General features: G+C 66.8%; 26 protein-coding genes. 14 read left to right on the forward strand and 12 right to left on the reverse strand.

Annotation, left to right across the window (positions count from 1 at the left end; all coding sequences use genetic code 11):
* Positions 1-11: 11 nt before the first annotated feature.
* The 4 genes from guaA (at position 12) to ACN4F8_RS13950 (ending at position 4,093) form a co-directional block, all read left to right on the forward strand.
* Positions 12-1,628: a glutamine-hydrolyzing GMP synthase gene (guaA, locus tag ACN4F8_RS13935; protein ID WP_304748848.1), complete on the forward strand. Its 1,617-nt coding sequence runs from the start codon at positions 12-14 to the stop codon at positions 1,626-1,628.
* 141 nt (positions 1,629-1,769) lie between these two features.
* Entirely contained in the window at positions 1,770-2,270 is a 501-nt protein-coding gene (locus ACN4F8_RS13940; RefSeq protein ID WP_419474148.1) for a hypothetical protein, read from the forward strand.
* Positions 2,271-2,276: 6 nt separating this feature from the next.
* Positions 2,277-3,326 (forward strand): OmpA family protein, encoded by a 1,050-nt coding sequence (locus ACN4F8_RS13945; RefSeq protein WP_419474149.1) that lies wholly within the window; start codon positions 2,277-2,279, stop codon positions 3,324-3,326.
* Positions 3,327-3,337: 11 nt separating this feature from the next.
* A complete protein-coding gene (locus ACN4F8_RS13950) occupies positions 3,338-4,093 on the forward strand; it encodes an FkbM family methyltransferase (RefSeq protein WP_419474150.1) in 756 nt (251 codons plus the stop codon).
* A gap of 2 nt (positions 4,094-4,095) precedes the next feature.
* Here the strand turns inward: ACN4F8_RS13950 and ACN4F8_RS13955 are convergent, their stop codons facing one another.
* From ACN4F8_RS13955 to ACN4F8_RS13965, 3 genes are read right to left on the reverse strand one after another with little or no spacing between them, the layout of a single operon-like run.
* Positions 4,096-5,796 carry a sulfatase-like hydrolase/transferase gene (locus ACN4F8_RS13955; RefSeq protein ID WP_419474151.1) on the reverse strand — a complete coding sequence of 567 codons (1,701 nt, stop codon included), beginning with the start codon at positions 5,794-5,796 and terminating at the stop codon, positions 4,096-4,098.
* Positions 5,793-6,407 (reverse strand): YceI family protein, encoded by a 615-nt coding sequence (locus ACN4F8_RS13960; protein ID WP_419474152.1) that lies wholly within the window; start codon positions 6,405-6,407, stop codon positions 5,793-5,795. Before ACN4F8_RS13960 ends, ACN4F8_RS13955 begins: the two co-directional genes overlap by 4 nt.
* 3 nt (positions 6,408-6,410) lie before the next feature.
* A complete protein-coding gene (locus tag ACN4F8_RS13965) occupies positions 6,411-7,208 on the reverse strand; it encodes a CDP-alcohol phosphatidyltransferase family protein (RefSeq protein ID WP_419474153.1) in 798 nt (265 codons plus the stop codon).
* 83 nt (positions 7,209-7,291) lie between these two features.
* Between ACN4F8_RS13965 and ACN4F8_RS13970 the strand changes: the two genes are divergently transcribed.
* From ACN4F8_RS13970 to ACN4F8_RS13985, 4 genes are read left to right on the forward strand one after another with little or no spacing between them, the layout of a single operon-like run.
* A complete protein-coding gene (locus ACN4F8_RS13970) occupies positions 7,292-8,290 on the forward strand; it encodes a zinc-dependent alcohol dehydrogenase (protein WP_419474154.1) in 999 nt (332 codons plus the stop codon).
* A gap of 17 nt (positions 8,291-8,307) precedes the next feature.
* Positions 8,308-8,742: a 6-pyruvoyl trahydropterin synthase family protein gene (locus ACN4F8_RS13975; protein ID WP_419474155.1), complete on the forward strand. Its 435-nt coding sequence runs from the start codon at positions 8,308-8,310 to the stop codon at positions 8,740-8,742.
* A 5-nt stretch (positions 8,743-8,747) separates the two neighbouring features.
* Positions 8,748-9,800, forward strand: a complete 1,053-nt coding sequence (locus ACN4F8_RS13980; RefSeq protein WP_419474173.1) for a glycosyltransferase family 4 protein — start codon at positions 8,748-8,750, stop codon at positions 9,798-9,800.
* A complete protein-coding gene (locus ACN4F8_RS13985) occupies positions 9,797-10,678 on the forward strand; it encodes a class I SAM-dependent methyltransferase (RefSeq protein WP_419474156.1) in 882 nt (293 codons plus the stop codon). The genes ACN4F8_RS13980 and ACN4F8_RS13985 overlap by 4 nt, the downstream gene beginning before the upstream one ends.
* Here the strand turns inward: ACN4F8_RS13985 and ACN4F8_RS13990 are convergent.
* Together ACN4F8_RS13990 and ACN4F8_RS13995 are read right to left on the reverse strand one after the other, a co-directional pair.
* Positions 10,675-11,607, reverse strand: coding sequence for a RibD family protein (locus tag ACN4F8_RS13990; RefSeq protein WP_419474157.1), 933 nt, complete (start codon positions 11,605-11,607; stop codon positions 10,675-10,677). The genes ACN4F8_RS13985 and ACN4F8_RS13990 overlap by 4 nt on opposite strands.
* A gap of 81 nt (positions 11,608-11,688) precedes the next feature.
* Complete coding sequence (locus ACN4F8_RS13995) at positions 11,689-12,255, reverse strand: hypothetical protein (protein WP_419474158.1); 567 nt, start codon at positions 12,253-12,255, stop codon at positions 11,689-11,691.
* Positions 12,256-12,350: 95 nt separating this feature from the next.
* On the opposite strand from ACN4F8_RS13995, the gene ACN4F8_RS14000 reads away from it, so the two are divergent.
* Positions 12,351-12,977, forward strand: coding sequence for an FMN-binding negative transcriptional regulator (locus ACN4F8_RS14000; RefSeq protein ID WP_419474174.1), 627 nt, complete (start codon positions 12,351-12,353; stop codon positions 12,975-12,977).
* Positions 12,974-13,639 (forward strand): GDSL-type esterase/lipase family protein, encoded by a 666-nt coding sequence (locus ACN4F8_RS14005; RefSeq protein WP_419474159.1) that lies wholly within the window; start codon positions 12,974-12,976, stop codon positions 13,637-13,639. Before ACN4F8_RS14000 ends, ACN4F8_RS14005 begins: the two co-directional genes overlap by 4 nt.
* Here the strand turns inward: ACN4F8_RS14005 and opgC are convergent.
* Positions 13,619-14,773 (reverse strand): OpgC domain-containing protein, encoded by a 1,155-nt coding sequence (gene opgC / locus ACN4F8_RS14010; protein ID WP_419474160.1) that lies wholly within the window; start codon positions 14,771-14,773, stop codon positions 13,619-13,621. The genes ACN4F8_RS14005 and opgC overlap by 21 nt on opposite strands.
* A gap of 83 nt (positions 14,774-14,856) precedes the next feature.
* Here opgC and tadA point away from each other — a divergent pair, with 83 nt between their 5' ends.
* A complete protein-coding gene (tadA, locus tag ACN4F8_RS14015) occupies positions 14,857-16,245 on the forward strand; it encodes a tRNA adenosine(34) deaminase TadA (RefSeq protein ID WP_419474161.1) in 1,389 nt (462 codons plus the stop codon).
* A 28-nt stretch (positions 16,246-16,273) separates the two neighbouring features.
* Complete coding sequence (locus ACN4F8_RS14020; RefSeq protein ID WP_419474162.1) at positions 16,274-17,206, forward strand: LD-carboxypeptidase; 933 nt, start codon at positions 16,274-16,276, stop codon at positions 17,204-17,206.
* A gap of 46 nt (positions 17,207-17,252) precedes the next feature.
* On the opposite strand, the gene ACN4F8_RS14025 is transcribed toward ACN4F8_RS14020, so the two are convergent.
* Positions 17,253-17,588, reverse strand: a complete 336-nt coding sequence (locus ACN4F8_RS14025; protein ID WP_419474163.1) for a hypothetical protein — start codon at positions 17,586-17,588, stop codon at positions 17,253-17,255.
* A gap of 323 nt (positions 17,589-17,911) precedes the next feature.
* On the opposite strand from ACN4F8_RS14025, the gene ACN4F8_RS14030 reads away from it, so the two are divergent.
* Together ACN4F8_RS14030 and ACN4F8_RS14035 are read left to right on the forward strand one after the other, a co-directional pair.
* Positions 17,912-18,856: an FHA domain-containing protein gene (locus ACN4F8_RS14030; protein WP_419474164.1), complete on the forward strand. Its 945-nt coding sequence runs from the start codon at positions 17,912-17,914 to the stop codon at positions 18,854-18,856.
* A 71-nt stretch (positions 18,857-18,927) separates the two neighbouring features.
* Positions 18,928-21,414 (forward strand): penicillin acylase family protein, encoded by a 2,487-nt coding sequence (locus ACN4F8_RS14035; protein WP_419474165.1) that lies wholly within the window; start codon positions 18,928-18,930, stop codon positions 21,412-21,414.
* Positions 21,415-21,419: 5 nt separating this feature from the next.
* Here the strand turns inward: ACN4F8_RS14035 and ACN4F8_RS14040 are convergent, their stop codons facing one another.
* Genes ACN4F8_RS14040 through ACN4F8_RS14060 form a run of 5 tightly spaced genes read right to left on the reverse strand, consistent with a single transcriptional unit; the run spans position 21,420 to position 25,651 of the window.
* Positions 21,420-22,220 carry an ABC transporter ATP-binding protein gene (locus tag ACN4F8_RS14040; RefSeq protein WP_419474166.1) on the reverse strand — a complete coding sequence of 267 codons (801 nt, stop codon included), beginning with the start codon at positions 22,218-22,220 and terminating at the stop codon, positions 21,420-21,422.
* Between the two features lie 25 nt (positions 22,221-22,245).
* Positions 22,246-23,385 (reverse strand): succinylglutamate desuccinylase/aspartoacylase family protein, encoded by a 1,140-nt coding sequence (locus ACN4F8_RS14045; RefSeq protein ID WP_419474167.1) that lies wholly within the window; start codon positions 23,383-23,385, stop codon positions 22,246-22,248.
* A gap of 22 nt (positions 23,386-23,407) precedes the next feature.
* On the reverse strand, positions 23,408-24,121 hold the full coding sequence (locus ACN4F8_RS14050; protein WP_419474168.1) for an ABC transporter permease: 714 nt from the start codon (positions 24,119-24,121) through the stop codon (positions 23,408-23,410).
* Between the two features lie 10 nt (positions 24,122-24,131).
* Positions 24,132-24,818, reverse strand: a complete 687-nt coding sequence (locus tag ACN4F8_RS14055) for an ABC transporter permease (RefSeq protein WP_419474169.1) — start codon at positions 24,816-24,818, stop codon at positions 24,132-24,134.
* 11 nt (positions 24,819-24,829) lie between these two features.
* Positions 24,830-25,651: an ABC transporter substrate-binding protein gene (locus ACN4F8_RS14060; RefSeq protein ID WP_419474170.1), complete on the reverse strand. Its 822-nt coding sequence runs from the start codon at positions 25,649-25,651 to the stop codon at positions 24,830-24,832.
* Positions 25,652-25,857: the final 206 nt, after the last annotated feature.

Below are 25,857 nucleotides of genomic sequence, written 5' to 3' on the forward strand. Positions count from 1 at the left end.
CCGACACCGCCATGCAGCACCAGAAAATCCTCATCCTCGATTTCGGTTCCCAGGTCACCCAGCTGATTGCCCGCCGTGTGCGCGAGGCGCACGTGTACTGCGAAGTGCATCCCTGCGACGTGAGCAGCGACTGGGTGCGCGAGTTTGCCGCCGATGGCCAGCTCAAGGGTGTGATCCTCTCGGGCAGCCACGCCAGCGTGTACGAGGTCGACGACAAGGCGCCGGACGTGGTCTATGAGCTGGGCATCCCGGTGCTGGGCATCTGCTACGGCATGCAGACCATGGCGCAGCAGCTGGGCGGCAAGGTCGAAGGCTCCAACTCGCGCGAATTCGGTTACGCCGAGGTGCGCGCCCGCGGCCACACGGCCTTGCTCAAGGGCATCGAAGACTTCCACACGCCCGAAGGCCACGGCATGTTGAAGGTGTGGATGAGCCACGGCGACAAGGTCACCGAGCTGCCGCCCGGCTTCAAGCTCATGGCCAGCACCGACAGCTGCCCCATCGCCGGCATGGCCGACGAAGCGCGCCACTTCTACGCCGTGCAATTCCACCCCGAGGTCACGCACACGGTGCAGGGCAGGGCGTTGCTGGAGCGTTTTGTGCTCGACATCTGCGCCACCCGGGCCGACTGGGTGATGCGCGACCACATCGAAGAGGCGGTGCAGAAGATCCGCGAGCAGGTGGGCGATGAAGAGGTCATCCTGGGCCTGTCGGGCGGCGTTGATTCGTCGGTGGCCGCCGCACTCATCCACCGCGCCATCGGCGACCAGCTCACCTGCGTGTTCGTCGACCACGGCCTTCTGCGCCTGAACGAAGGCGACATGGTCATGGACATGTTCGTCGGCAAGCTGCACGCCAAGGTGATCCGGGTGGACGCGGCCGACCAGTTCCTCGGCCACCTGGCCGGCGTGAGCGAGCCGGAGGCCAAACGCAAGATCATCGGCCGTGAATTTGTCGAGGTCTTCAAGGCTGAAGCCGCCAAACTCATCTCAAGTGGTGCATCAACAAAAGGTGCCAAGTGGTTGGCACAAGGCACTATTTACCCGGACGTGATCGAATCCGGCGGCGCCAAGAGCAAGAAGGCCGTGACCATCAAGAGCCACCACAACGTGGGTGGCCTGCCGGAGCAACTGGGCCTGAAACTGCTGGAGCCGCTGCGCGATCTGTTCAAGGACGAGGTGCGCGAACTCGGCGTGGCGCTCGGCCTGCCGCACGACATGGTGTACCGCCACCCCTTCCCCGGACCGGGCCTGGGCGTGCGCATCCTGGGCGAGGTGAAGAAGGAATACGCCGACCTGCTGCGCCGGGCCGACGCGATCTTCATCGAAGAACTGCGCTCCACCATCGACCACCCCAGCGGCAAGAGCTGGTACGACCTGACCAGCCAGGCATTCACGGTGTTCCTGCCGGTGAAAAGCGTGGGCGTGATGGGCGACGGCCGCACCTACGACTATGTGGTGGCGCTGCGCGCGGTGCAGACCAGCGACTTCATGACCGCCGACTGGGCCGAGCTGCCCTATGCGCTGCTCAAAAAGGTGTCCAGCCGCATCATCAACGAGGTGCGCGGCATCAACCGTGTGACCTACGACGTGAGCTCCAAGCCGCCGGCCACGATCGAGTGGGAGTGAACGCCGCCCGCGGAGGGCTGCATGGCGAGAGCGACTTGGCGTCTGTGCAGCCGGGAAGGTTGGTGATATTCTGCTTCGCGCTGTGCCACCGGTCTCCTGTGTCATGGATGGCGGTGATGCCCGGCGCTCAGGGGAGGCGGCATGTCGATTCAATACACCTTCACGCAGCACGGAACCATCCAGATCGAATGCGGTGACGACTGGATCGAGGTTCGACTTCCAGACGGTGGTGGCGGGGGCAGCCAGCCCGACCGGATCACGGAGCCGGTGGTGTCGACGGAGCCCATCCCCGAGCCTGAGCCACCCACGGGGCCGGGTGTCATGTACGTCATCGCCACGGGCCACAAACCACACGACACGCAGGACCTCTTCATCCGTGGTGGCGTTGGTCTGGAGCATTGGCACCTGTCAGATTTCGAACACCTCGACAGCTCCGGTCTGCGTCGGGATATCCGACAGCGCAGGGCGGCGGTGCGCTTGGGAAGGGTGGGAACGATCACGGTGCTCGATGTGGATGTCGGGCGCCTGTCGTCGAATTCATCGAACGCCCTGTCCAACCTGCAGAAGCTGCTGAGGGAGGGTGATCTGGGTATCGACGCGCTCCGGCTCTGGCACAACGACAAAAGCGGCAACAACGGCTGAGCAGCCATGGCCGTCACCGATCCCTACGTGAGCGCCAAGGCGGGCTTGCGCGACAACGTCAAGACACTGATCGCCGTGTTCGGTGGCATCGCCGGAGTGCTGCTGGCTGGCACGCCGTTCTCTGGCTATGGTTCGATCGAGCCTTTCACGCAGCGCTGGGTCGTTGCATCGCTGGCATTGGTGGTCTCGCTGGTGCTGCTGGGTTGGTGCGTGCGCAGTCTGTTGTTCGTGTTGAGGCCCGATCTGGCCTACACCGACCTCTTGACCGAAAAAACCAGCGACCCCGAAAAACTTGAGGTGCAGAAGCAATTCGAGAAGCACAAGAAGGAACTGCTGCCGAAGGCGAATCCCAACGTGCCTGGCAGCGTGCCCATCGAATCGGTGATTGACCTGATTGCGGCGAAAAGTGCCGCTTGGGCGCATTACCAGCAGAACAAGACGCAACCGGACAGCAAGGCGCCCCATGATCGGTTGGCGGATGCCCTGGCCCTGATCAACCACTGGAGCGGATTCACGCGCCTGCATGTGCGCGTGTCTCGAGGTATCGACGGCGTTTTCTGGCTGGGCTTGCTGGCGATTTTGTCCATCGCGGTGTTCGCCCTCGCGTCAAATGCTCCGAAGAAGGATGCGCCGTTGACGCCGCAAATTTTTGTGATCACCCCGCCAAGCCCGGTCGCAACGCCGCTGCCTGCGGGATCGATGCCCGTGCTGCCCGCCGTGCTGTTTGCCACCGACAGCCACGACCCGTCGCCGGATGGCGTCGCGGGCATCGCCCAGGCACGCAGGCACCTGCGCACCCATCCCGAGGTGGGCATCCTGATCTTTGCCAACACCGACACGGTGGGCGCACAGCAGTACAACCGGTCGCTGGCCGCTCGCCGCGCTGCGCGTGTTGTCGAGCTGCTGCAATCAGAGGGTGGCATCAGTGCATCCCGGATCTTTGCCACGCCACTGGCCGAGCGGGATCTGCCGGTGCTCACCCTGCAAGACAGCGACAACCCGGACAACCGGTCCGTCGAAATGATCCTGATCCCGATGCCCGTCAGGCGCTCGTGACAGACCGCGCATTGAACCGATGGGACCGCCAGCTCGGCCTGCTGCGCTCGCTGCTGGTCTACCGCGGCATTCCCTGGCGCGGCGCTCAGCTGCGGCGCTTCTACCGCCGCTTTGTGCCGGCTGGCGGGCTGGCGTTTGACGTGGGTGCGCATGCCGGCAACCGGGTGGCGGCGTTCCGTCAGCTGGGCGCGCGGGTGGTGGCGCTGGAGCCGCAGGCCGATTTTTTGCGCTTGCTGCAGCGGCGCTTCGGCGCTGATTCTCAGGTGACCTTGCTGCCTCAAGCCTTGGGCCGAACTCCTGGCCAGGCGCGTTTGATGGCCAGTCCGCGCACGCCCACGGTGGCCACCTTGTCCACCGACTTTGTGCAGCGTGCGGGCGCGGCGCCGTCGTTTCGCGGCGTGCAGTGGCAGGCGGGGCCGCTGGTGGACGTGAATACGCTGGATGCCTTGATCGCTGCGCACGGCCTGCCCGACTTCGTGAAGATCGACGTGGAGGGCTTCGAGCTGGAGGTGCTCATGGGCCTGAGCCAGCCGGTGGCCGCCTTGTCGTTCGAGTTCTTGCCTGCGGTGCGCGACGTGGCGCTGGGTTGCATCGACCGGCTGGAAACGCTGGCCGGCGCCGGGCGCTACCGGTATGCCGTGTCGCTGGGTGAACGGCTGAGCTTGTTGCAACCAGAGGGTGGGTCGGCCGAGGCCATGCGCGCCTGGCTGCTGGCCATGCCGCCCGATGGTCCGTCGGGTGATGTGCATGCCTGGCTGGCGCGGTGAGATCAGGAGCCTGGCGGCGATCGATCGGGTGAAGTGACCGGGTCCGGCGGGCTTGCCACATGCTCGATGCCGAGCGTCTCGTGTGCCCCCGGCGCGTCGAACGCGTTCAGCAGCACCGAGGTCAGCGCCGACATGCTGCCCAGCGTGTTTGACGGCGGCGTGAGGCCCGGCACGAAGCCGCTGCCCAGCAAACGTTGCAGCAGCGCGGGGTCGTCGCTGACCACATGCACCGGCACGTCCCAATTGGCCCTGCGGCCACTCACCAGGGCGGGTGGCTGGTGGTCACCCACCACGATCATGACCAGGGGCCGAGGCGCGTGGCGCCGCAGGTGGTCGGCCATCCACGCGTGTTGGTAGCGCATGCTCTCCAGGTACCTCGGAATGGCTTGCACCAGCGAGCCGCCAGCAGGTGCTGCCGCCAGCCCGGCATAGGCGTCCTGGCGGGTGAACGAAGCCCAGTCGTTCACGAACGGCGCCAGCGGGTGAAACGGCGCGTGCGTGCTGGTGGTGGCGAACACGGCAAAGCGCGGTGGACGTTCTCCGTTGTGCCCGAATTCCTGCGCCTGCAGCAGCGCCATGGCGGCCTGGTCGGGGATGCGCCAGTAACCGAAATCCGGGCCGAGGTAGCCGATGCCGGCGTCGTCGGCCAGGCGGTCGAAGCCGTAGAACGCGCCTTCGGGCCAGGGACGTTTGAGGCCGGGCATCCAGCCCACCGTGCGGTAGCCGTGGCGCGCGAAATGGCGCACCAGCGTGGGCCGCTCGCTGGCCAGCAGCAGGTCGTGGTCGGCCGGGTCGCGGGTGTCCACGCCGGCCAGCAGCGCAGCGTGTGAGAGCCATGAAGAGCCGCCAAAGGTGGGCGCGGTCACGCGGGCCGAGACCACGAAACGGCCGCCGGCTTCAATGGCCTGCGCCAGGTCAGCACGCGGTGCTGCCAGTGCGGCGGCCTGCGCTGCGTCGTCGAAGGTGACGGCGCCGTAGGACTCGGCGAACACCAGCAACACGTCGGCCGGGCCCCGCTGGCTCACGAGGCCGGAGAGATCACTGCCGAACGCCGGGCTGGGACCCAGCACCTGAGCGGCTTCACCGGGCAGCCACACACGCGCCAGCAACCGGCCCTGCTGTAGCAGCGTGGGCGTGATGGGCAGCGAGAAAAACCAGCGTGTGTCGCGCTGGTCCGGCACGTAGGCGGCGAAGCTCAGCGTGAAGGCGCCTGCACCTGCCAGCAACCAGGGTCGCGGTGCTGGCCAGGCCAGGCAGCGCGCAAGCGAAGCGATGGACCAGCGCACCAACAGCATGAGCAGCAGCCCACCCGCCAGCAGCGCGAACAACGCCGCAGCCACTTGCCAGCCCGGCACGGCCTGCACCGCCACCTTCAGCAATTCACCCGCGTGCCGCCCGTCCCAGACCACATTGACCGGGCGCCCCATCACGGCGGGCGCGGTGACGTTGGCATACCGCACCACCACCAGAGCCAGAAAACCCACGGTCCAGACCCAGGCCGCGCGAGACGACAAACCGCCTCGCCACGCCACCCATCCCATGAGCAGCACAACGGCCAGACACAGCTCGAAGGAGAGGCGCGGCATGTAGGCCACGCCAAAACCGGGCCAGCGGTTTTCAAACGTCAGCAGCGTGTTGAGCAGCCCGAAGGCCAGCACAAACCGCAGCAGCCAGCCCAGCGCCGATGGCGCCGCCGGCCTCACTTGCGCACGGCCTCGAATTCAATGATGAGCGGCACCTCGTCGCCGACCCAGCCGTTGGCCACCGCGTAGGTCATGCCGTAGGCGCTGCGCTTGAAACTGCCACGCGCGGACACGCCCATCACATAGGGCTTGCTCAGCGGGCCGCCCAGCGGCGACTCGGCGCTCTTGTTCCAGGTGGCTTGCAGCGTGAGTGGCTGCGACTTGCCCAGCAATTCAAGTTGACCCGCGATGTCGAAGGTTTTGTCGCCCGTGCGTTTGGCGCTGGTGGCGGTGAACACCATCTTGGGAAACTCGCCGCTGTTCAGAAAGTCCGGGCCTTTCAAGTGGTCATCGCGCTTGCGCTGGTTGGTGAACACGCTGCCCGTTTCCACCTCGATGCGCACCTCGGAGAGCGTGGCCGTGGCTTCGTCAAACCGGTAGCTGCCGCGCGCCGAGCGGAACATCCCCAGCACCTTGGCGTAGCCGATGTGGTCGACCAGGAAAGCCACGGTGATGTGGTCGGGGTCGAGTTCGTAGCGCGCGGCCTGGGCGTGGGCCGTGCTCATCCACAGTGGGGAGCTGGCCGCGAGGGCCGCCCAGACGATGGCGGTTTTCAAGGGGTTGGCACGCATGGTTCAGGTCTCCAGTGGGGTGGGGCGCTGCCGCGCCAGGGTTCGCACATCGGTGGCGAATGACAGGGTCAACAAAGCCAGGCTGATGGCCGCCAAGGCGCTGGCCAGCAGCGGCGGCACGATGGGCCCGAGGCAGACGATCAGCGTGGTGATCTGCACCACACACACGGTCTGGCGGCGTTTGCTCGGCGGCAAGGGCGCGTTCAGCCAGGGCCACGCCCATGCCGCCGCCACGAAGGCATAACGCATGAGTCCGCTGGCCAGAATCCACGGGCCGGCCTGGCCCGCCTGCAACACCAGCGCACACAGCACGAGGGTGAAGGCGGCATCGGTCTCCATGTCGAAGCGCGCACCAAAGGCACTGGCCAGGCCGCTGCGCCGCGCCAGTGCGCCGTCCACCGCGTCGAGCAGCGCCGTGAACGTGGCTGCGATCACCAGCCACCACGCGGCGGCGGGTATCGCGTCCAGCGGCGCGCGGGGCAGGGCTTCACCGATCAGCGCGGCCATCAGGGCCATGGCGCCCAGCCGGGTCAGCGTCACCCGGTTGGCGGGACCAAAGCGGGGGTGGGGGTGGGCGCCCAGCGCGCGCCACACCAGCCAGGCGCCAGCGACGAACACGAGCAAGGCCTTGGCGGGGTAGTCGAGGCCCAGGCCCGCAGCGCCTGCCAGCGTCAGGGCAGCGAGCAGCACCAGCGCGGCCATCGCTGCCAGGTCGCGCGTGGCGTCGCGTGCCAGACCCTGGCGGTCTGCGATGTCCTGGCGGGGCTGGGGCGTAAAGGCTGGGCTGTCTGCGGTTTTCATCGTCTGCAACATAAGATGGCCGAGCGGGTCGCGGTGATCATGGCACGCACCTTCCCTCAGACACGACATACCCCTTTTCGTTCATGGCATCTCCCTCCACCCCACCGACCACCTCCGCCCAGGCCTGCTGGACCGTGGCGCCCGGCCGGGCCGAGATCCGCAGCGAAGCGCTGCCCGCGCTGGCCGATGGCGAGGTTCGCGTGCGCACCCTGCACACCGGCGTGAGTCGGGGCACCGAGGGCCTGGTGTTTCGCGGCGAGGTGCCGGCCAGTGAGGCGTTGCGCATGCGCGCGCCGTTCCAGACCGGTGAGTTTCCCGGCCCGGTGAAATACGGCTACGTGAACGTGGGCGTGGTCGAGGCCGGTCCCGCCGAGTTGCTGGGCCGCACCGTGTTCTGCCTGTACCCGCACCAGACGGTGTTCCACGTGCCGGCCGACGCCGTGCTGCCGCTGCCCAGCGGGGTGCCACCCGCGCGCGCCGTGCTGGCCGCCAACCTGGAGACCGCGATCAACGCGCTGTGGGACGCATCGCCGCGCCTGGGCGACCGCATCGCGGTGGTGGGCGGCGGCACGCTGGGCCTGCTGGTGGCCTGGCTGGCGGCGCGGCTGCCGGGTTGCGAGGTGCAGGTGATCGACACCCAGGCAGGCCGCAAAGAAATCGCCAACGCACTCGGTGCCAGCTTTGCCCTGCCAGCCGATGCACGGCTTGACGCCGCCCTGGTGGTGCACACCAGCGCCCAGGCAGCGGGCCTGGCCACCGCGCTGCGGCTCGCGGCGTTTGAGGCCACCGTGCTGGAACTCAGCTGGTACGGCAACCGCTCGGTGAGCGTGCCGCTGGGTGAGGCCTTCCACTCGCAACGCCTCACGCTCAAGAGTTCGCAGGTCGGCCATGTGGCAACACCGCAGCGCGGGCGCTGGAGCCACCGTCGCCGGCTGGAGCTCGCGCTCTCCCTGCTCACCGACCCGGTGCTGGACCGCCTGATCACCCACAGCGCACCGTTTCACGAATTGCCCAACGTACTGGAGCGCCTCTCAACCGGCGCAGCCGACACGCTGTGCCACCGCATCGATTACCCCATCTGAAAAAAGAGAACCCACCCATGTACGCCGTCAACGTCAGAGACCATTTCATGATCGCTCACAGCTTCCAGGGTGCCGTGTTCGGCCCCGCGCAGCGCATGCACGGTGCCACCTACGTGGTGGACCTGGAGTTGCGCCGCGAGGCGCTGGACGCCGACGGCATCGTGGTCGACATCGGCCTGGCCACGCAGGTGCTGCGCGAAGAACTCGCCGCGCTCAACTTCCGCAACCTCGACGAGGAGCCGCAGTTCAAAGGCCGCAACACCACCACCGAATTTCTGGCCCGCCTGATCTTCGACCGCGTGGCCGCTCGCATGGCCGCCGGCGCGCTGGGCGCCAACGCCTTGCCGTCGGCGCAATCGGCCGGCGTGCAGCACATGCGCGTGACGCTGAATGAATCCCACGTGGCCTGGGCCTCGTACGAAGGTGCCGTGCCGGTGCGCGCGCCCGCGTGAGCGCCATGCCCGGCCCGCGCGCCTGCTGCTTTTTCATCCCGGGCGACTGGACCACGCCCACCGGCGGCTACACCTACGACCGCCGGCTGGTGCTGGCGCTTCGAGATGGTGGCTGGGCGGTGGACATGCGGTCTGTCGATGGCACATGGCCACACCCCGGCACTGCGGATCTTGCAAACGCCGAGAAGACGGTCGCCTCGCTGCCCGATGGCACCTTGGTGGTGGCCGATGGCCTGGCGTTCGGCGCCATGGCCGAGGTGGTTGCACGACACAACAAGCGCCTGCGCTGGGTGGCGCTGGTGCACCACCCGCTGCACCTGGAAACGGGTTTGCCCGACGCCGTGCGTCAACAGTTGCTGGCTGGTGAAACGCAGGCGCTGCGCCATGCACGGCAGGTGGTGGTGACCAGCCCGAGCACTGCGCTGGATGTGGCGGCCATGGGCGTGCCGCCCGCGAACATTGCCGTGGTCGAACCTGGCACCGATCCCGTGCCCATCTTGTCCCTGCCTCGCCGGGCTGGCCCGCTGCGCCTGCTCTGCGTGGCCACGCTCACCGCCCGCAAAGGCCACGCGCTGCTGCTGCAGGCCCTGGCCGGATTGACCCACCTGGACTGGACGCTGCACAACGTCGGCAGCACCACGCGCGACCCCGACACCGCCGCCCAGCTGCTCGCCCTGGCCAGACCGCTGGGCGAGCGCGTGGTCTGGCACGGCGAGATGGACGCGCAAGCCCTGGGCCAGCACTATGCGGCGGCCGACGTGTTCGTGCTGGCCTCGTTGTACGAGGGGTTCGGCATGGTGATCACCGAGGCATTGGCGCATGGGCTGCCGGTGGTGGCGAGCGACGGCGGAGCCCTCGCGCAAACCCTGCCGGCCGAGGCCGGCCTGCAGGTGCCTGCGGGCGAAGTGGCGCCGCTGCAGGCGGCGCTGGCGCGGGTGCTTTCCGATGCCGCGCTTCGAGCGCGTCTGGCGGCGGGGGCACGCAGCGCCGCCGTGCGTTTGCCGACCTGGCCTGCGCAGGCCGCCCGATTCGCAGCCGTGCTGGAAGGCGTTGAATGAGCACAGCCACCTTCAGCGCCGACTGGCTGCAACTGCGTGAACCGTTTGATGCGGTGGCGCGCGATGCCGCTGCGGGTGATCTGGGGTTGGTGAAACGACTGGCCTCGCGCCAAGCGAACACAGCCCGACCCCTGCGCGTGATCGACCTGGCCTGCGGCACCGGCGCCAACCTGCGCTGGCTCGCGCCCCGGCTGGGTGGGGCACAGCAGTGGCTGGTGGTGGACCACGATGCGGACTTGCTGCGCTGCTGGCCCGAACGCCTGGGCGCCGCAGGCGCCGACACGGGACTGCATCAACCGCTGACCTTTGCCGGTCCGGGGTTCGACGCGCGCATCGTGCGCCAGCAGATGGACCTGATGGCGGGGCTTGAAAGCTTGCCGTGGCACGCGGCCGATCTCGTCACTGCGTCGGCCTTGCTCGATCTGGTGGGCACCGCCTGGTTGCACCGGCTGGTGGCGGCCAGCGCGGCGGCGCGCGTGGCCCTGCTGATGAGCCTGAACGTGGATGGCCGCCACGTCTGGACACCCGACGACCCGGTGGACGCCACCGTGGGCGAGCTGTTTGCCGAGCACCAGCAACAAGACAAGGGACTCGGCCCTGCGCTGGGCGCGGGCGCCGTGGCCGCTCTTCAGCAGGCCCTTGAGTCGGCGGGCTGCCGCGTGTTGATGGCCGCCAGCGACTGGTGGGTGGATGGCCGCGCCAGCCCGCAGGCGCTGTCCATGCAGTCTGCATTGATCGACGGCATGGCAACGGCGGCCAGTGAGCAGTCCCCGGTAGCAGCAACGTCCATTGAAGCCTGGCGCCTGCGGCGCCTCAACATCGCGCCGCACAGCCAACTGCGTGTCGGCCACCTCGACCTGCTGGCGTTGCCCGCCTAGGACGAGCGCAGCTCCAGATCCCAGAGCATGTCGGGCCCGAGTGCCAGCGTGCGCACCTTGGGGCGCGGGCAATCGGCCATCACCGCGTGGGCGGGAGCCTGCAGGCCCCGGCGCCCGTTGCCGATGAGCACCGGCGCGACCACAAGGTGCAGTCGGTCCAGCGCACCCGCGGTGAAAAAACGCGAGACGGTGATGCCACCGCCCTCCACGAACAGCAGGTGCAAACCGCGCGCGGCCAGCGCAGCCACCGCCCGCTGCGGGTGGTAACACGCGGTGGGGTCCGTGGCCAGCAGGTCGTCCACCGCCAGCACCTCGGCGCGCGCAGGTGAGTGCCCCAGGCGCGAACGGGCCTGCGCCGCGTGGCGGCTGTCGCACACCCACAGCGTGGGCGCCTGGCCGTCGCGAAACACACGCGATAGGCCGTCCAGCCGCGCTGCGGGGTCCACCACCACACGCACCGGCTGCGGCCCGGGCACGCGCCGGGTGGTGAGCTGCGGGTTGTCGGTGGCCACCGTGCCGGCGCCTACCAGCACCGCGTCGCACAGCGCGCGCAGGCGGTGCAGGTGCAAGAGGCAGTGGGCGCCGTTGACGTAGTAGGAGTCGCCGGTGAGGGTGGCAACAAAACCGTCCAGGCTCTGGCCGAGCTGGGCCACCACCCAGGGGTGCTTGCCGCGTGGTCCGCGCTGGCGGGCTCGCGCGTCGAGCATGGGCTTGTACAGATCGAACAGGGCCTGAGCTCGCGCGCCGATCGCAGCGTCGATGACCCAGCCGCGCTCGGGACTGTGGCTGAGCTGCGCCGAGGGCTCGCCATCGTGTGCGCGCAACATTTGCAGCCACAACCCGGGCCAGTCGAGCGGGACGTCCGCGACCGGATCGCTGGCAGAAGGGGCCGACGTGGTTGGGGGTGGGTGCTGCACGGTGGTGGGCATCGGGTCATCATCGCATCGGGATCCCGCCGTGGCGTCCAAATCCGGAATAGCCCTCGACTTGACGGCCAAGCTTGCATCGGCCTATTTCCAGCTGGGCGCGTAGTACGGGTCGTCTGCGCCCGCGCCGTCCGACGCGGCGGCGCCACCTGCGGGCAGCCAGGCCAGGCACAGCGCGATGCCGATGCCGGTGAGCAGCAAGGGCAGCAGTGACACTGGCAAAACCGCCGCCGCGCGCCAGCCCCACAGCACCGCCACGCCGCCCACCGTGGCCAGCATCAGGGCGAGTTGAGCCAGCAGCAGCGAGCCACCCAGGGCACCCCAAGCCGCCAGTGCAAGCGCGGCGAGCGTGAGCAACACCGCAGCGATCAGGCCGTTGCGCCGTCCCATGGCTCGTGTGCCCGGTGCCTTGAGCGCAATGGCCAGGGCCGCCAGCGCGGTGCTCGCGAGCGCCACCCAGGGCAGCATTTGCGCGCGCGACGTGGCCGGCCAGTCGAACCCGGGCCAAAAGAGCAAGGCCAGCACCAGACCGAGTGCCGCACCCAGCGCCGCCCAGCGAAGACCGAGGGGCCGCAGCAGCGCGCTGATGGCCAGCGCCAGCACAAAGGGCAGCACCAGGCTCTGGAACGCGGGGTGATTGACGAAGGACATGCGCACATCATCCCACCGCTGCCGGGCTTTGCGGTGCGGGAATACACTGCGGCTCCGCCTGAACCTTGCCGACCCACCGCCCCAAAGAGGCCGCCATGTACCTGCCGCCGCAGTTCGCCGCCAAAGACCCCGTCATCGCCCGCGAACTCATGCGCGCGCACCCCTTCGCCAGCCTGGTTTCCACCGACGACGAGGGTTTTCCGTTCGTCACGCCGCTGCCGCTTCACTTGGTGGAGGAAGAAGGGGGCCTGACGCTACTGGGCCATGTGGCGCGGCCCAATCCGCACGCGGGCTTTTTGCGCCAGCGCAGCGCCGCGCTCGTGGTCTTTCAAGGCCCGCAGGCCTACATGACGCCGCGTGTCTACCCCGATCTCACCCGCGTGCCCACGTGGAGTTATCTGGCGGTGCACGCCCGGGTGGAGGTGAGCTTCATCGAAGCGTTTGACGACAAAGACCGCCTGCTCAAGCACCTGATCCACGACCACGATCCGGCCTACGACCCGCAGTGGCGCGCGCTGCCCGAGGACTACCAGCACAAGATGATGGGCGGCATCCACGCGTTCGAACTGCGCGTGACCGAGCTGCAGTGCAAGGTCAAGCTCAACCAGCACCGGCCCGAGTCCCACGCCGCGATGGTCGCGGCCTACGAAGCCGGCAATGAAAACGAGCGCGCCCTGGCCGGGTGGATGCGCCGCCTCGGCCTGACCGGGCAGGGCGCATGAAACGCCGCTGGTTGCTGCTGGCGGCGGCGCTGTTGCCGGCATCGCTTCTGGCCCAAACCCTGCCGGCCGAGCAGCGCTGGAAAAAAGAGCTCGACGCCTTCACCGCAGCCGACCGCCAGCAGATGCCGCCGCCGGGCGGCGTGTTGTTCGTGGGCAGTTCGTCGATCCGTTTCTGGACCGGGCTGGAAACCGCGTTTGCCGACCAGCCGGTGGTGATCAAGCGCGGTTTCGGGGGCTCGCGCCTGTCGGAGAGCGCCGACCTGGTGCACCGGCTGGTGCTGCCCTACCAGCCGCGCCTGGTGGTGCTGTATGCGGGGGAGAACGACATCCATGAGGGTGTGAGCCCGCCGGAGCTGCTGACACATTTCAAACGCTTCGTGCAGCAGGTGCAGGGCGCGCTGCCGGCCACGCGTGTGGCCTACATGGCCATCAAGCCCAGCCCGTCACGCCTGGCGTTCATGGCGGCCATGCGCGAAGCCAACCTGCTGATCCAGACCCATGTGCTGCAGCACGACAACCTGGACTACATCGACGTGCACACCGCCATGCTGGACAACGATGGCCGCCCCCGGCCCGAACTGTTCGTGCGCGACCAGCTGCACCTGAGCGCCGAGGGCTACGGCCTGTGGCGTCAGATCGTCTCAGCGCACCTGCGGCCCTGAACGCCAGCGGAGCACCGGGCGCCAGCCGCTGCGTGACTGTGCTTCCAGCGCCATGGCCACGGCAAACAGACCCGCAAACGCACCGGCCAGCAGGGCCACGTCGGTGCTCCAGGGGCGCACCACCTGGGTGGAGCCGAAGAAGGCGAGCGTGAACAAGGCGATCACGATGTGGGCACAGAACACCGACAGCGAATGCCGGCCCAGCAGCTCCAGCGGCAGCGGGCGCGGCAGCACCTGCTTGAGCCAGGGACCGAAGCTCACCAGCAGCACAAAGACACTGGCGAAATTGAGCACACGCAGCGGGCCGAGCGTCCATTTGTCGAGCAGCATGGCAATCGCCGGCACGCCGGGCATCGGGTCCTGCCCCACCGTCTGGCGCCACAGCAGCATGCCCCCGGCGTACACGGCCGCCGGGACCACCACCCAAATTGGAAAACGCGGCAGCGGCTTTTCGCGTGTGCCCAGCCACAGGCCCACCACCCACAGCGCCTGCCAGGCCAGCCAGTGGAATGCACCCATGTCCTTGTAAGGAACGGGCAGGCCAGTGAGGTTCACCGCGAATTCGTACAAAGCCAGACCCAGGCCCCATTGCTCGGCCAGCCAGAGCAGGGCACTGATGGCGAGCACGCCTTGCCAGCCCGAGCGCAGACCGCGGCGCAGCAGCCAGGGGCTCAGCAGCATCAAGGCGATGTACAGCGGCAGGATGTCCAGCAGCGGCGGGTTGTAGAGCAGCAGCGCGGCACCCACCACGGCGGCTTGCGGATCGATGAAGAAGAACTCGAGCAGGCCCGTGATACCGCCCTGGCGGTTGTGCACGCCCAGCCAGGCGATGACCGTGAAGGCGAGCAACAGCAGGGCCAGCTGGCACAGGTAGAGCTTGAGCGCGCGCTCATGAAAGGCGCTCTGCATGGCTGCCATCCCGTCGCGCCGCGCGCGCTTGCCGTACACGCGGCCAGCCATGTAGGCCGACAGGAACACAAAGCCCTCGGCCGCCGACACAAAACCGAAGGGCTGGCCCGATGGCAACGAGAACATCGTCGGCATGTGGGTCAGCGTCATCAGCACGAGCATCAGACCGCGCAGGGCGTCGAGCTCCCAGCGGCGGTTCGAGGGGTGGAGGAGTGGCGTGGACATAGGGAAAACCAGAACAACCCGCGATCATGCCAGAGGGGCGGCCATCCCCGTGTGCGTCGGGGTGCTGTCCTACACTCGTCCGCATGCCCGAATCCACACCGACCGACGAAGATTTCATGCGCCTGGCGCTGGCCCAGGCCCAGGCGGCGGCCGCCGAGGGGGAAGTGCCCGTGGGCGCGGTGGTGGTGAAAGACGGGCAGGTGATCGCCACCGGCCGCAACGCGCCGATCGAAGGCCATGACCCCACAGCGCACGCCGAGATCGTGGCTCTGCGCGCCGCAGCGCAGGCATTGGGCAACTACCGGCTGGAAGGCTGCACCTTGTATGTGACGCTGGAGCCCTGCGCCATGTGCAGCGGCGCACTGCTGCACGCGCGGCTGGCCCGCGTGGTGTTCGGCGCGACCGACCCCAAGACCGGCGCTGCGGGTTCGGTCATCAACCTGTTTGAACACGGGCAGCTCAACCACCAGACTGCCGTGCAGGGCGGTGTGCTCGCCGATGAGGCGGCTGAGCTGTTGCGTGGCTTTTTCAAGGAGCGCCGCGTGAATCCGCACCCCCTGCGCGAAGACGCCCTGCGCACGCCCGATGACCGCTTCCAGCATCTGCCCGGCTACCCCTGGCAGCCCAACTACCTGAGCGACCTGCCCGCGTTGGGCGGCTGGCGCATGCACTACCTGGACGAAGGCCCACGCAACGCGCCACTGACCTGGCTCTGCCTGCACGGCAACCCGGCCTGGAGTTACCTCTACCGCAAGATGATCCCGGTGCTGCTGGCCAGCGGTGGCCGTGTGGTGGCGCCCGACCTGATCGGTTTTGGCCGCAGCGACAAACCCAAGAAGGACAGCGCACACACCTTCGGCTGGCACCGTCAGGTCCTGCTCGAATTCATCGAGCGGCTTGACCTGCGCCGTGTGGTGTTGGTGGTGCAGGACTGGGGCGGCCTGCTCGGTCTCACGCTGCCCATGGAAGCGCCCGAGCGCTACCACGGCCTGCTGGTGATGAACACGCTGCTTGCCACCGGTGAGGCGCCTTTGTCGCAGGGCTTTCTGGCCTGGCGCAGCATGTGCGCGCAGAACCCGGCCTTCGACGTGGCGCGCCTGTTCTCGCGCGGCAACCCGCAGATGAGTGCCGACGAGTGTGAGGCGTACAACGCGCCGTTTCCCGACAAAGGCCACCGCGCGGCCCTGCGTGCGTTTCCGGCGATGGTCCCCGAGTGCCTGGACGACGACGGCGCAGCCACCAGCCGCCAGGCCCAGACCTTCTGGTCCAGCCAGTGGGCAGGGCAGAGCCTCATGGCCATCGGCCAACAAGACCCGGTGCTGGGCGAACCGGTGATGCGCGCGCTGCACCGATCGATCCGCCACTGCCCCGAGCCGATGCTGCTGCCGCAGGCAGGGCATTTTGTGCAGGAGCACGGCGAGGCCATCGCGCAAGCCGCCGTGCGCCGTTTCAGCGCTGGAGCGCCTCGATAATCGACACCTTTTGCCGCAACCCGAACCCATGAGCCACATCTACATCTACTCCCCCTCCAGCGCGGTGCGCGACAAGGCCGCGTTTCGCCGAGGCGTGGCGCGGCTCAAGACCCTGGGGCACGAGGTGGAGATCGACGAGGCAGCGCTCAGCAGCCACATGCGTTTTGCCGGCGACGACGAAACCCGGCTCGCTGCCATCGGGCGCGCGGCAGCCAGCGGGGCCGATGTGGCGCTCATTTCCCGTGGCGGTTACGGGCTCACCCGCATCCTGGGCGAGCTGCCGTTCAAGAAGCTCGGCAAGGCGATTGAAAGCGGCACGCAGTTCGTGGGCCTGAGCGACTTCACGGCTTTTCAGATGGCCCTGCTGGCCAAAACCGGCGCCTGCACCTGGGCCGGCCCGGCGCTCGGTGAAGACTTCGGCACTGAGGCGCCCGACGACATCATGGAAGCGTGTTTCGACGACCTGCTGGTCGGGCACGGGGAGGGCGCGGGCTGGCGGCTGTCGGTGTCCGACCTGACCGCCATGAAGCCCGCCAAGGCAGACGCGCAGCCCGAGCTGCGGGTGCGCTCGGCCACGCTGTGGGGCGGCAACCTCAGTGTGATCTGCTCGCTGGTGGGCACGCCTCACCTGCCGGCCATTGCGGGCGGCATCCTGTTTCTGGAAGACACCCACGAGCATCCGTACCGCATCGAGCGCCACCTCACGCAGTTGCTCAACGCGGGCATCCTCGGGCGCCAGAAGGCTGTGCTCCTGGGATCGTTCAACCGCTTCAAGCTGGTGCCCGGTTACGACCGCGGGTTCAAGCTGCAAACGGTGGTGGACTGGTTGCGTTTGAGGACGAAGACCCCGGTGTTCACCGGTTTGCCGTTCGGCCATGTGCCCACCAAGGTGTTGCTGCCCGTGGGACAGAAGGTCGACCTGATGGTCGAAGGGCGCGATGCCCTGATTTACTGGGGTTGAGGCAACGGTGGCGGTGGTTCGGCGCCACCGGGTTGCAGCGCGCGGCTCAGCGGGTGCGCAGGCGCGAAGAATCGATCAGGCTTTTGGGCACCAGGCCGGCAAACACGGGAGAAAGGCTCTGGACACGGTGCACCGCCAGCGCTTCGCCGTGCAACTGGCTCAACACCGCCACCATTTCGGCCCGGGCGAACCACAGCGCATGGGGATCGTGGAGGTATTTGAGACGTCGCACCAGCTGCGGATTGATCTGCGCGCCGTCTTCACCCAGCACGTCCAGCATGGCTTTGCGCACCGGCTCCAGCGCTTCGCCCGGATCCTGATGGACTTCCGGTCCCAAAAGGGCAGAAATGCTGTTGCGAATACCGGGTTTGAACCAGCGCATGGTGTGTCCTCAACGACTTATGTGTGAATCCGTTTCTAGGATACGTTCTCTCACACCGGTTGCGCAATCCCGCACGTCGTAAGCCATTGGAAAAACAACATTCAAATCAAGGGTTTACGACATGTTTTTTATAACATGCTTTAGGTGTGTAATACCTTTTGTATCCATTTTTGAAAAATCGCAGATTTTGGATTAATACTTGAATGACTTCCGGTTTGACGAGAACACAACAGTGCCTGTGAACGTCTGCCGGGCACGTATTTGTTCGTGACGAGGTGTGCCAGAAGGCCTGTGCTTTAATCCAGTCGATATTCCCTTGCTATATGGCTGAACTGACAATTGCATTCGTGGATTTGACCGGCAGCGTTTCGGTGTTTGAAACACTGGGCAACGACCGCGCCACGATGGTGGTGACCAAGCTCACCCAGTGGATCGGGGCCACAGGCGTGGAACACGGCGGCACCGTCGTGAAAATGTTGGGAGACGGCGTTTTGCTGTCTTTCTCCAGCAACCGCCTGGCGGTGGAGGCCATGGTGCAGATCCAGCAGGAGCACGCCAAACGCGTCGTTCAGTGGCCCAACCGCCTCAAACTCATGATGCAGATCGGCATGGCGCGGGGCCAGGTGGTGGTGGTCGATGGGGATTGTTTCGGGGATGCGGTCAACCTCGCCTCGCGTCTGAGCGATCTGGCCGGTGGCGAGCAGATCCTGGCGACCGACAACGTGGTGCGCGATCTGGGTGCCCGCACCCCGGTGCGAAGCCGCAGTCTGGGACCCATCCGCATCAAGGGCCGCACCGAGCCCTGCGAGGTGTTCCGCATCGAATGGCAGCAGGAAATGCTCTCCGAGTTCCTGACGCTGCCCGCCGATCTGCATGCCCTGCTGCCTTCCAAGGACGTGGGCATGGGCGGGATCGAGCTGGCCTGGCTGGACACGGCCCGCAGCTTCGGCGTGACCGAACTGCCCTTGAAGATCGGGCGGGTTCCCGAAGCCGACTTCGTGGTCAGTGACCCCCGCGTTTCACGCATGCACACCAGCATCGACATCCGCTCCGGCAACTATGTGCTCGAAGACGTCAGCAGCTACGGTACCTGGGTGCGCTTTGCCGGCGGCGACAACGTGATTGCGCTGCGCCGCCAGGAGTGCATGCTGCACAGCGATGGCGAGATCGCGCTGGGCGCGCCGTTCACCGATTTCAGTGCACCCACGGTGAGCTTCAAGCTGGTCAACGGCAACATGGTTCTCGGGCGCGCGCCGCTTCGAAACTGACGGCGCGCTGACCGGGTGGGGCTCATCCGGTCGTTGGTGGAGGCTGCCTTTCAAAACAAGCTGGAGACACCATGCGTTGGTTCAAACGTTTCCTCAGGCTGCTGGCGCTGCTGCTGGTGGCCGCCGCGGCGGCAGCGGTTTTTTATGCGCAACGCAGCCTGCCGCAGACGAACGGCCAACTGCAGCTCGGCGGCCTGGGCGGTCCTGTGAAGGTGCACCGCGATGCCAGCGACGTGACGCACATTCTGGCCAGTCGGCCAGCCGATGCCTGGAGAGCCATGGGCTATGTGCACGCGCAGGAGCGGGGCTGGCAGCTGGAGTTCAACCGCCGCGTGATGCGTGGCGCGCTGTCCGAGGTGCTCGGCCCGGCCACGCTGGAGACCGACAAGCTCATGCGCACGCTCGGCATCCGCGAAGCCGCCAAGCGCCAATGGGACGGACTGCCGCCCGACGCGCGCCTGGCATTGCAGGCTTACAGCGACGGGATCAACGCGTTCTTTGCCCACGGCTCGCAGGCGCTGTCGCCCGAATTCGTCTTGCTCGGCGTGGACCCGGGGCCCGAGGCCCGCGCCGGGCGCTACTGGGACCCGCTGGACAGCGTGGGCTGGTCCATCATGATGGCGCTGGACCTGGGCGGCAACTGGGGCAACGAATTCGCGCGGCTCACCGCCCTGCAAACCATCGACACACCGGCGCTGTGGGAGCTGTTTCCGCCGTATCCGGGTGAGCCGCCAGCGGCCACCGCCGACCTGGCCACGCTGTACCGTGGCCTCGGTGTGTACCGGCCCACGCCGGTGACCACATCCACCGCCACTCCCGAGCCGCAGACCATGGCCGCACTGATCGGCCGCGAGATGCAGCGCTGGGCGAACGAGCTGGGCAACATCGAAGGCAAGGGCTCCAACAACTGGGTGGTCTCGGGCGCGCGCAGCCAAAGCGGCATGCCCTTGCTGGCGAACGATCCGCACCTGGGTTTGAGCGCGCCCGCCATCTGGTATTTCGCACGCCTGCAGGCACCCGATGCCGACGGCGTCAAAGGCATGGATGTGATCGGCGCCACGCTGCCGGGCACACCGTTTGTGGTGCTGGGCCGCACCGAACAGGTGGCCTGGGGTTTCACCAACACCGGCCCCGATGTGCAGGATCTCTACATCGAACAGATCAACCCGGCGAACCCGGCGCAGTACCGCGTGCCGGGCAGCACCGCCGAGCCGGTCTGGGCCGACTTCAGCCTGCGCATGGAAACCATCCGCGTGAAAGGCCAGCCCGACGTAAGCCACATGGTGCGCAGCACGCGCCACGGCCCGGTCATCAGCAACGCGCAGGCGCGCCACGGTGAGGTGATCGATACCGCCAGGTTCGTGTTGGCCTTGCGCTGGACCGCTCTCGATGCCGACAACCGCAATGTGGTGGCCACGCTGGAGTCGAACCGCGCGCAGTCGGTGACCGATCTGACCAAGGCATACACCGATTTCCACTCGCCCATGCAGAACGTGCTGATGGCCGACCGCAGTGGCGTCATCGCCTACAAAGCCGTGGGGAGGGTGCCCCTGCGGGCGGCGGACAACGACATCCGCGGCGTGGCGCCTGCGCCGGGCTGGGAAGCGCGCTACGACTGGGTGGGCTGGCTGCCCTATGAAGACACGCCGCGGGACGCCGGCGAACGCGGCTGGATCGCCACCGCCAACCAGCGCATCCACGCCGCCGACTATCCCCACTTCATCACGCAGGACTGGGCCGCGCCGTACCGCCAGGAACGCATTGAAGCGATGCTGGAAGCCAAGCCGCAACACACGGTGGCGTCGTTCCAGGCCATGCACGGCGACCTGCAATCGGCCGCCACGGTGCGCCTGCTGCCGTTCCTGCAAAAGACCGCGTCAACCCACCCACTGGCTGCGGCCGCGCAAGCGCAGCTCAAGGACTTCAACGGCGAGATGCGCGCCGATCTGGCCGCACCGCTGATCTACACCGCCTGGGTCGATGCGTTCACGCGCCAGGTGGTGGGTGAGCGCCTGGGCCAGGCGCGCTTTGAGACCCTGTACGGCAAACGCCTGTTCCGCAACGCGGTGGAAGGCATCCTGGAGCGCAACGACAAGGCGTGGTGCGGCGCAGCCGGCTGCGAGGCGGCCAGCACGCGCGCGCTGGACCGTGCACTGGACCAACTGCGGCAGAAACACGGCGATGACGTGGCCGCCTGGCGCTGGGCCGACGCCCACCCGGCGATCTCCATCCACCGGCCCTTGAGCAACGTGAAAGCGCTGGCGCCGTTCTTCGAGGTGCGCACCCCCACGGGCGGTGACCCGTTCACGCTCAACGTGGGCCAGTACCACCTGGACAAAGCCGATGCCCCATTTGCCAACCGGCACGCGGCCAGCCTGCGCGCCATCTACGACCTGGCCGACATGGACAACTCCCGCTTCATCTACCAGACCGGGCAGAGCGGTAACGTGTTTTCAAGCCGCTACCGCGACATGAGCAAGACCTGGGGTGCGGTGGAGTACCGGGCGCTCAAGATGAAGCCCGGTGAGTGGACCTCCACGCTGGAGCTTGTGCCCTGAAGGGCTTATTTGAGGTTGCCTGAGAGAAACTGGGCCAGGCGCTCGCTCTTGGGCCGCGCCAGCACCTCGGCGGGCACGCCTTGCTCTTCGATGCAGCCCTTGTGCAGGAAGATCAGGTGCGACGACACCTCGCGCGCAAAGCCCATCTCGTGCGTGACCACCACCATGGTGCGGCCTTCTTCGGCCAGCAGCTTCATCACGCGCAGCACCTCACCCACGAGTTCGGGGTCGAGCGCGCTGGTGGGCTCGTCGAACAGCATCACGTCGGGCTCCACGGCCAGCGCGCGGGCAATGGCCACGCGCTGCTGCTGGCCACCGCTCATGTGCGAGGGGTAGCGGTCTTCCACACCGCGCAGGCCCACGCGCTCCAGATAGCGGCGCGCGGTTTCCACCGCCTTGTCCTTCGGGATGCCCAGCACGTTCACCGGCGCTTCGATGATGTTCTGCAACACCGTCATGTGGGCCCAGAGGTTGAAGTGCTGGAACACCATGGCGAGTTTGGTGCGCAGGCGCTGCAGCTGCGCCGCGTTGACCGCGCGCAACTCGCCATGTTTGTCCGCCTTGAGTTGCAGCTCTTCGCCGCCCAGGACGATGCGGCCCGTGTTGGGGTTCTCCAGCAGGTTGATGCAGCGCAGCAACGTGCTCTTGCCCGAGCCGGAACTGCCGATCAGGCTGATCACGTCGCCGGCCCGCGCCTGCAGCGACACGCCCTTGAGCACCTCGTTCGCGCCAAAACGCTTGTGGATGTCGTGCACCTCCAGCAGGGGGCGGCCTGGCGTTCGGGTGGCGTTGGATTCTGCGGTCATGGTCGATACCCGATGGAATGAAAACTCAGGCGCCCAGCAGGTCGCCGGAGCGGAAAGGTGTGGCGCCGGCGATCTTGCCAACTTCACCGCCAGAGACGACGTAGCGCTCGCGCACGGCGGCGTAAAGAACGCCCGAGACCTCGGCTCGCACCTCATGCACACGCGCAAGACCGGCCGCCGTGGGGTCGATCACCTCGGCCACCACGTCGCCCACGCTCACACGGGCGCCAGGCTTCACCAGAAACACCAGCACACCCGGCACCAGCGAACGCAGGGTCTGCGAGCCTGCCAGTGGCGTGGGCTTGCAGGCCATGGGGGGCAAAGAGGGTGCTGCAGCAGCGGACAAGGCGCCGGCATGTTCCAGGAACGCAACGATGGCGTGGGCGTCTTTGCGCGCCTGGTCGTGTGACACGTCGCCCTCGCCACGCAGCTCCACCGTGGCACTGGCGCAGCCCTGGGGCAGGGGGGCGTTCACGCCGGCGGCGCGCAGCGCGGCGGCCAGCTGCCACCACAGGCCTGAGAGGCGTTCGTCAAACGGCCCGCCACCCGACTCGCGCGCCAGCAGCACAGCCTGACAACCCAGCAGGCGCGCCAGGGGTTCAAGCGTGGGCCAGCAGGCTTCTTCGCTGTAGAGGTGCATCACCGCATCGTTGTCGCAGTGCAAATCCAGCACCAGGTCGGCGTCGTGCGAGAGCAGCAACAGTTGCCGGCGCAGGCTGTCGAGTTCGCTGGCGGGTTGCCATGGGTTGAGCCAATCGCTCACCAGTTGGCGCACGGTGGCCACGTTGGTTTGTGCATCGAGGCCCAGGCGGGAGCGGGCATCGTCGAACACGGCGGCGGCCATGTCCGGGTAGTGGCGGTTGAAGTTCTGCGCCGTGTCGAACTCGAACCGGCCCATGGCGCGGTGGTCCAGGCGCTGGCTCAGGCCAATCGGGTTGGCCGCCGGCACCAGAATCACCTCGCCGCGCAGCAGGCCTGCCTTGTTGGCCGCTTCAAGCCGCTGGCGCAGGTGGTGCGCGACCAGCATGCCGGGCAACTCTTCGGCGTGCAGGCTGGCCTGGATGTAGACCTTGGGTCGGGCGCCAGGCGTACCGAAGTGAAAAGCCACCAAGGTTTTCTGGCTGCCCAGGCTCGGGCTGAGCAGAGGATATTCGGCGCGTTGCATGGTTCAAAAGACGCTGCGCGCCTCAGTGCCCGCGGGGCGCCAGATGCGCCAGAAAGCGCCGCTCGGCGAGCTTGAAAACGCCCACCAGGCTGAAGGTGATGGTCAGGTAGATCGCGGCTGCAAAGATGTAGGCCTCGAAGGGCAAGTAGAAGTCGGAATAGATGCGGCTGGCCGCAGCGGTCACGTCCAGCATGGCGGGCACGGTGCTGGCCAGGCTGGTGGCGTGCAGCATCATCACCACCTCGTTGCTCCAGGCCGGCAGCGTGCGACGGATGGCGCTGGGCAGCACGATGCGGCGCATGGCGGTGGCCGGGCTCATGCCCATGGCCTGCGCGGCTTCGATTTCACCGGCAGACGTTTCCCGAATGGCTCCAGCCAGCATCTCGGCGGTGTAGCCCGCGGTGTTCAGGCTGAAGGCCAGCAATGCGCAAAAGAACGGCTCTTTGAAATACGTCCAGGGCCACACATCGTTCCAGCGGTCCTGAATCCAGTCCAGCTGCGCCAGACCGTAGTAAATCAAATAGAGCTGGATCAGCAGCGGCGTGCCGCGGATCACGTAGGTGTAGGCGCCGACGAGCCAGCGCAGCGGCTTGATGGGACTCGTCAAGGCCAGTGCAAACAGCACGGCGAGCAACGTGCCCACGCCCAGCGACGAGAGCAGCAGCCACAAGGTGGTGATGAGCCCTTCGCCATACATGGCCAAGGTGCTGGGGCGAAAAATGACTTCCCACTTCATGCGCAGGTGCTCAGGCGTTGGCGTGCTTCACGCCCAGGCTGAAACGGCGATCCAGCCAGCGCAGCGCCCACAGCGACACCGAGGTGTAGACCAGGAACAGCGCCGCGGCAAACAGGAAGAAGGTGAAGGGCTCGCGGGTGGCCGCACTGGCCTGCTTGGCGAGATAGGTCATCTCCTGCAAGCCGATCAGGCTGACGAGCGCCGTGGCTTTGATCAGCACGAGCCAGTTGTTGGTGAAGCCGGGGAGGGCGTAGCGCACCATCTGGGGTGTGGTGATGCGCACAAAGGTGCGCACCGGTCCCATGCCGAAGGCCCAGGCCGCTTCCATCTGCCCCTTGGGGATCGACAGGATGGCGCCGCGGAAAGTCTCCGTCATGTAGGCGCCGTAGATGAATCCGATGGTGAGCACGCCCGCCAGAAACGGGTTGATGTCCACCGAGGATTTGCTGCCCATGGCTTCGAGCAGGTGGTTCAGGCCGATCGTACCGCCGTAGTAGATGAGCAGCATGAGCACCAGCTCGGGCACACCACGCACCAGCGTGGTGTAAACCGTGGCCAGCCCCACGATGACGGGGCGGCCTGAGAGTTTGGCCACCGCACCCAGCAGCCCGAGCAGAATGGCCACCATCAGGGCGGCCAGTGAAACGCCCACCGTGAGGAGGGCGCCCTGCAGGATCGAGGTGAAGTAGCCGGACAAACCGCGTCAGCTCAGTTGCCGTACACGTCGAAGTCGAAGTACTTCTTGCTGACCGTCTCGTACACGCCGTTGGCACGGATGGCCTTGATGGCCGCGTTCAACTCGCCTTTGAGTGCAGCCTCGTCCTTGCGCAGCGCCACACCAACGCCCGTGCCGAAGTACTTGGCATCGGCCAGCACCGGACCCACGAAACCGTAGCCAGCGCCTTCAGGTTTGCTCAGGAAACCGCCGTTGACCTCAACCTGGTCAGCGACGGTGCCGTCCAGACGGCCCGACTTGATGTCCAGATACACCTGGTCTTGTGCTTCGTAAGGCACCACGTTCACACCCGCAGCCTTGAGTTCACCCATGGCGTACTTCTCTTGTGTGCTGCCTTTGAGCACGCCGATTTTTTTGCCTTTGAGCGAAGCGGCATCGATGAATGCCGTTCCGGTCTTCACCACGATACGGCTGGGTGTGAAGTAGTACTTGTCGGTGAAGTCCACCACCTGCTGGCGCTCTTCGGTGATCGACATCGAGCTGATGATGGCGTCGTATTTTTTGGCCTGCAGGCCGGGAATCATGCTGTCCCAGACCTGTTCGACGTACACGCACTTGCGCTTGATTTCATTGCAAAGCGCTTCGGCAATGTCCACGTCAAAGCCGGTGGGCTTGCCGTCGGCCGTCTTGAAAGTGAAGGGTTCGTACGTCGGGTCGATCGCCACCTTCAGTTCGGGCAGCTCAGCCGGTGCGGGTGCCGCTGCCGGTGCGGCAACAGGGGCAGCGGCGGGCGCAGCTTCAGGTGCAGGCGTTTCGGTTTTTCCACAGCCCACCAGGGCGGCGGCAGCGATCATGCTCAGAGACAAAACAAGGTATTTCATTGGAATCTTTCAATGGCGGATTTGTTGTTCGCCAAACGGGTTGAGACAAGCGTTTGAATTGTAGGTTGACGCTCTGGGGTGCTGACCTGCCCCCTGTAGACGTACCAATCAGAAGTGGAAGTCCGGATTCAAGATTACTCGATGGGTGTCTGGGTTGATGTGGGTAGAGCTGCATCGCC

It is taken from the genome of Hydrogenophaga sp., assembly GCF_048549895.1.
GTDB lineage: Bacteria > Pseudomonadota > Gammaproteobacteria > Burkholderiales > Burkholderiaceae_C > Hydrogenophaga.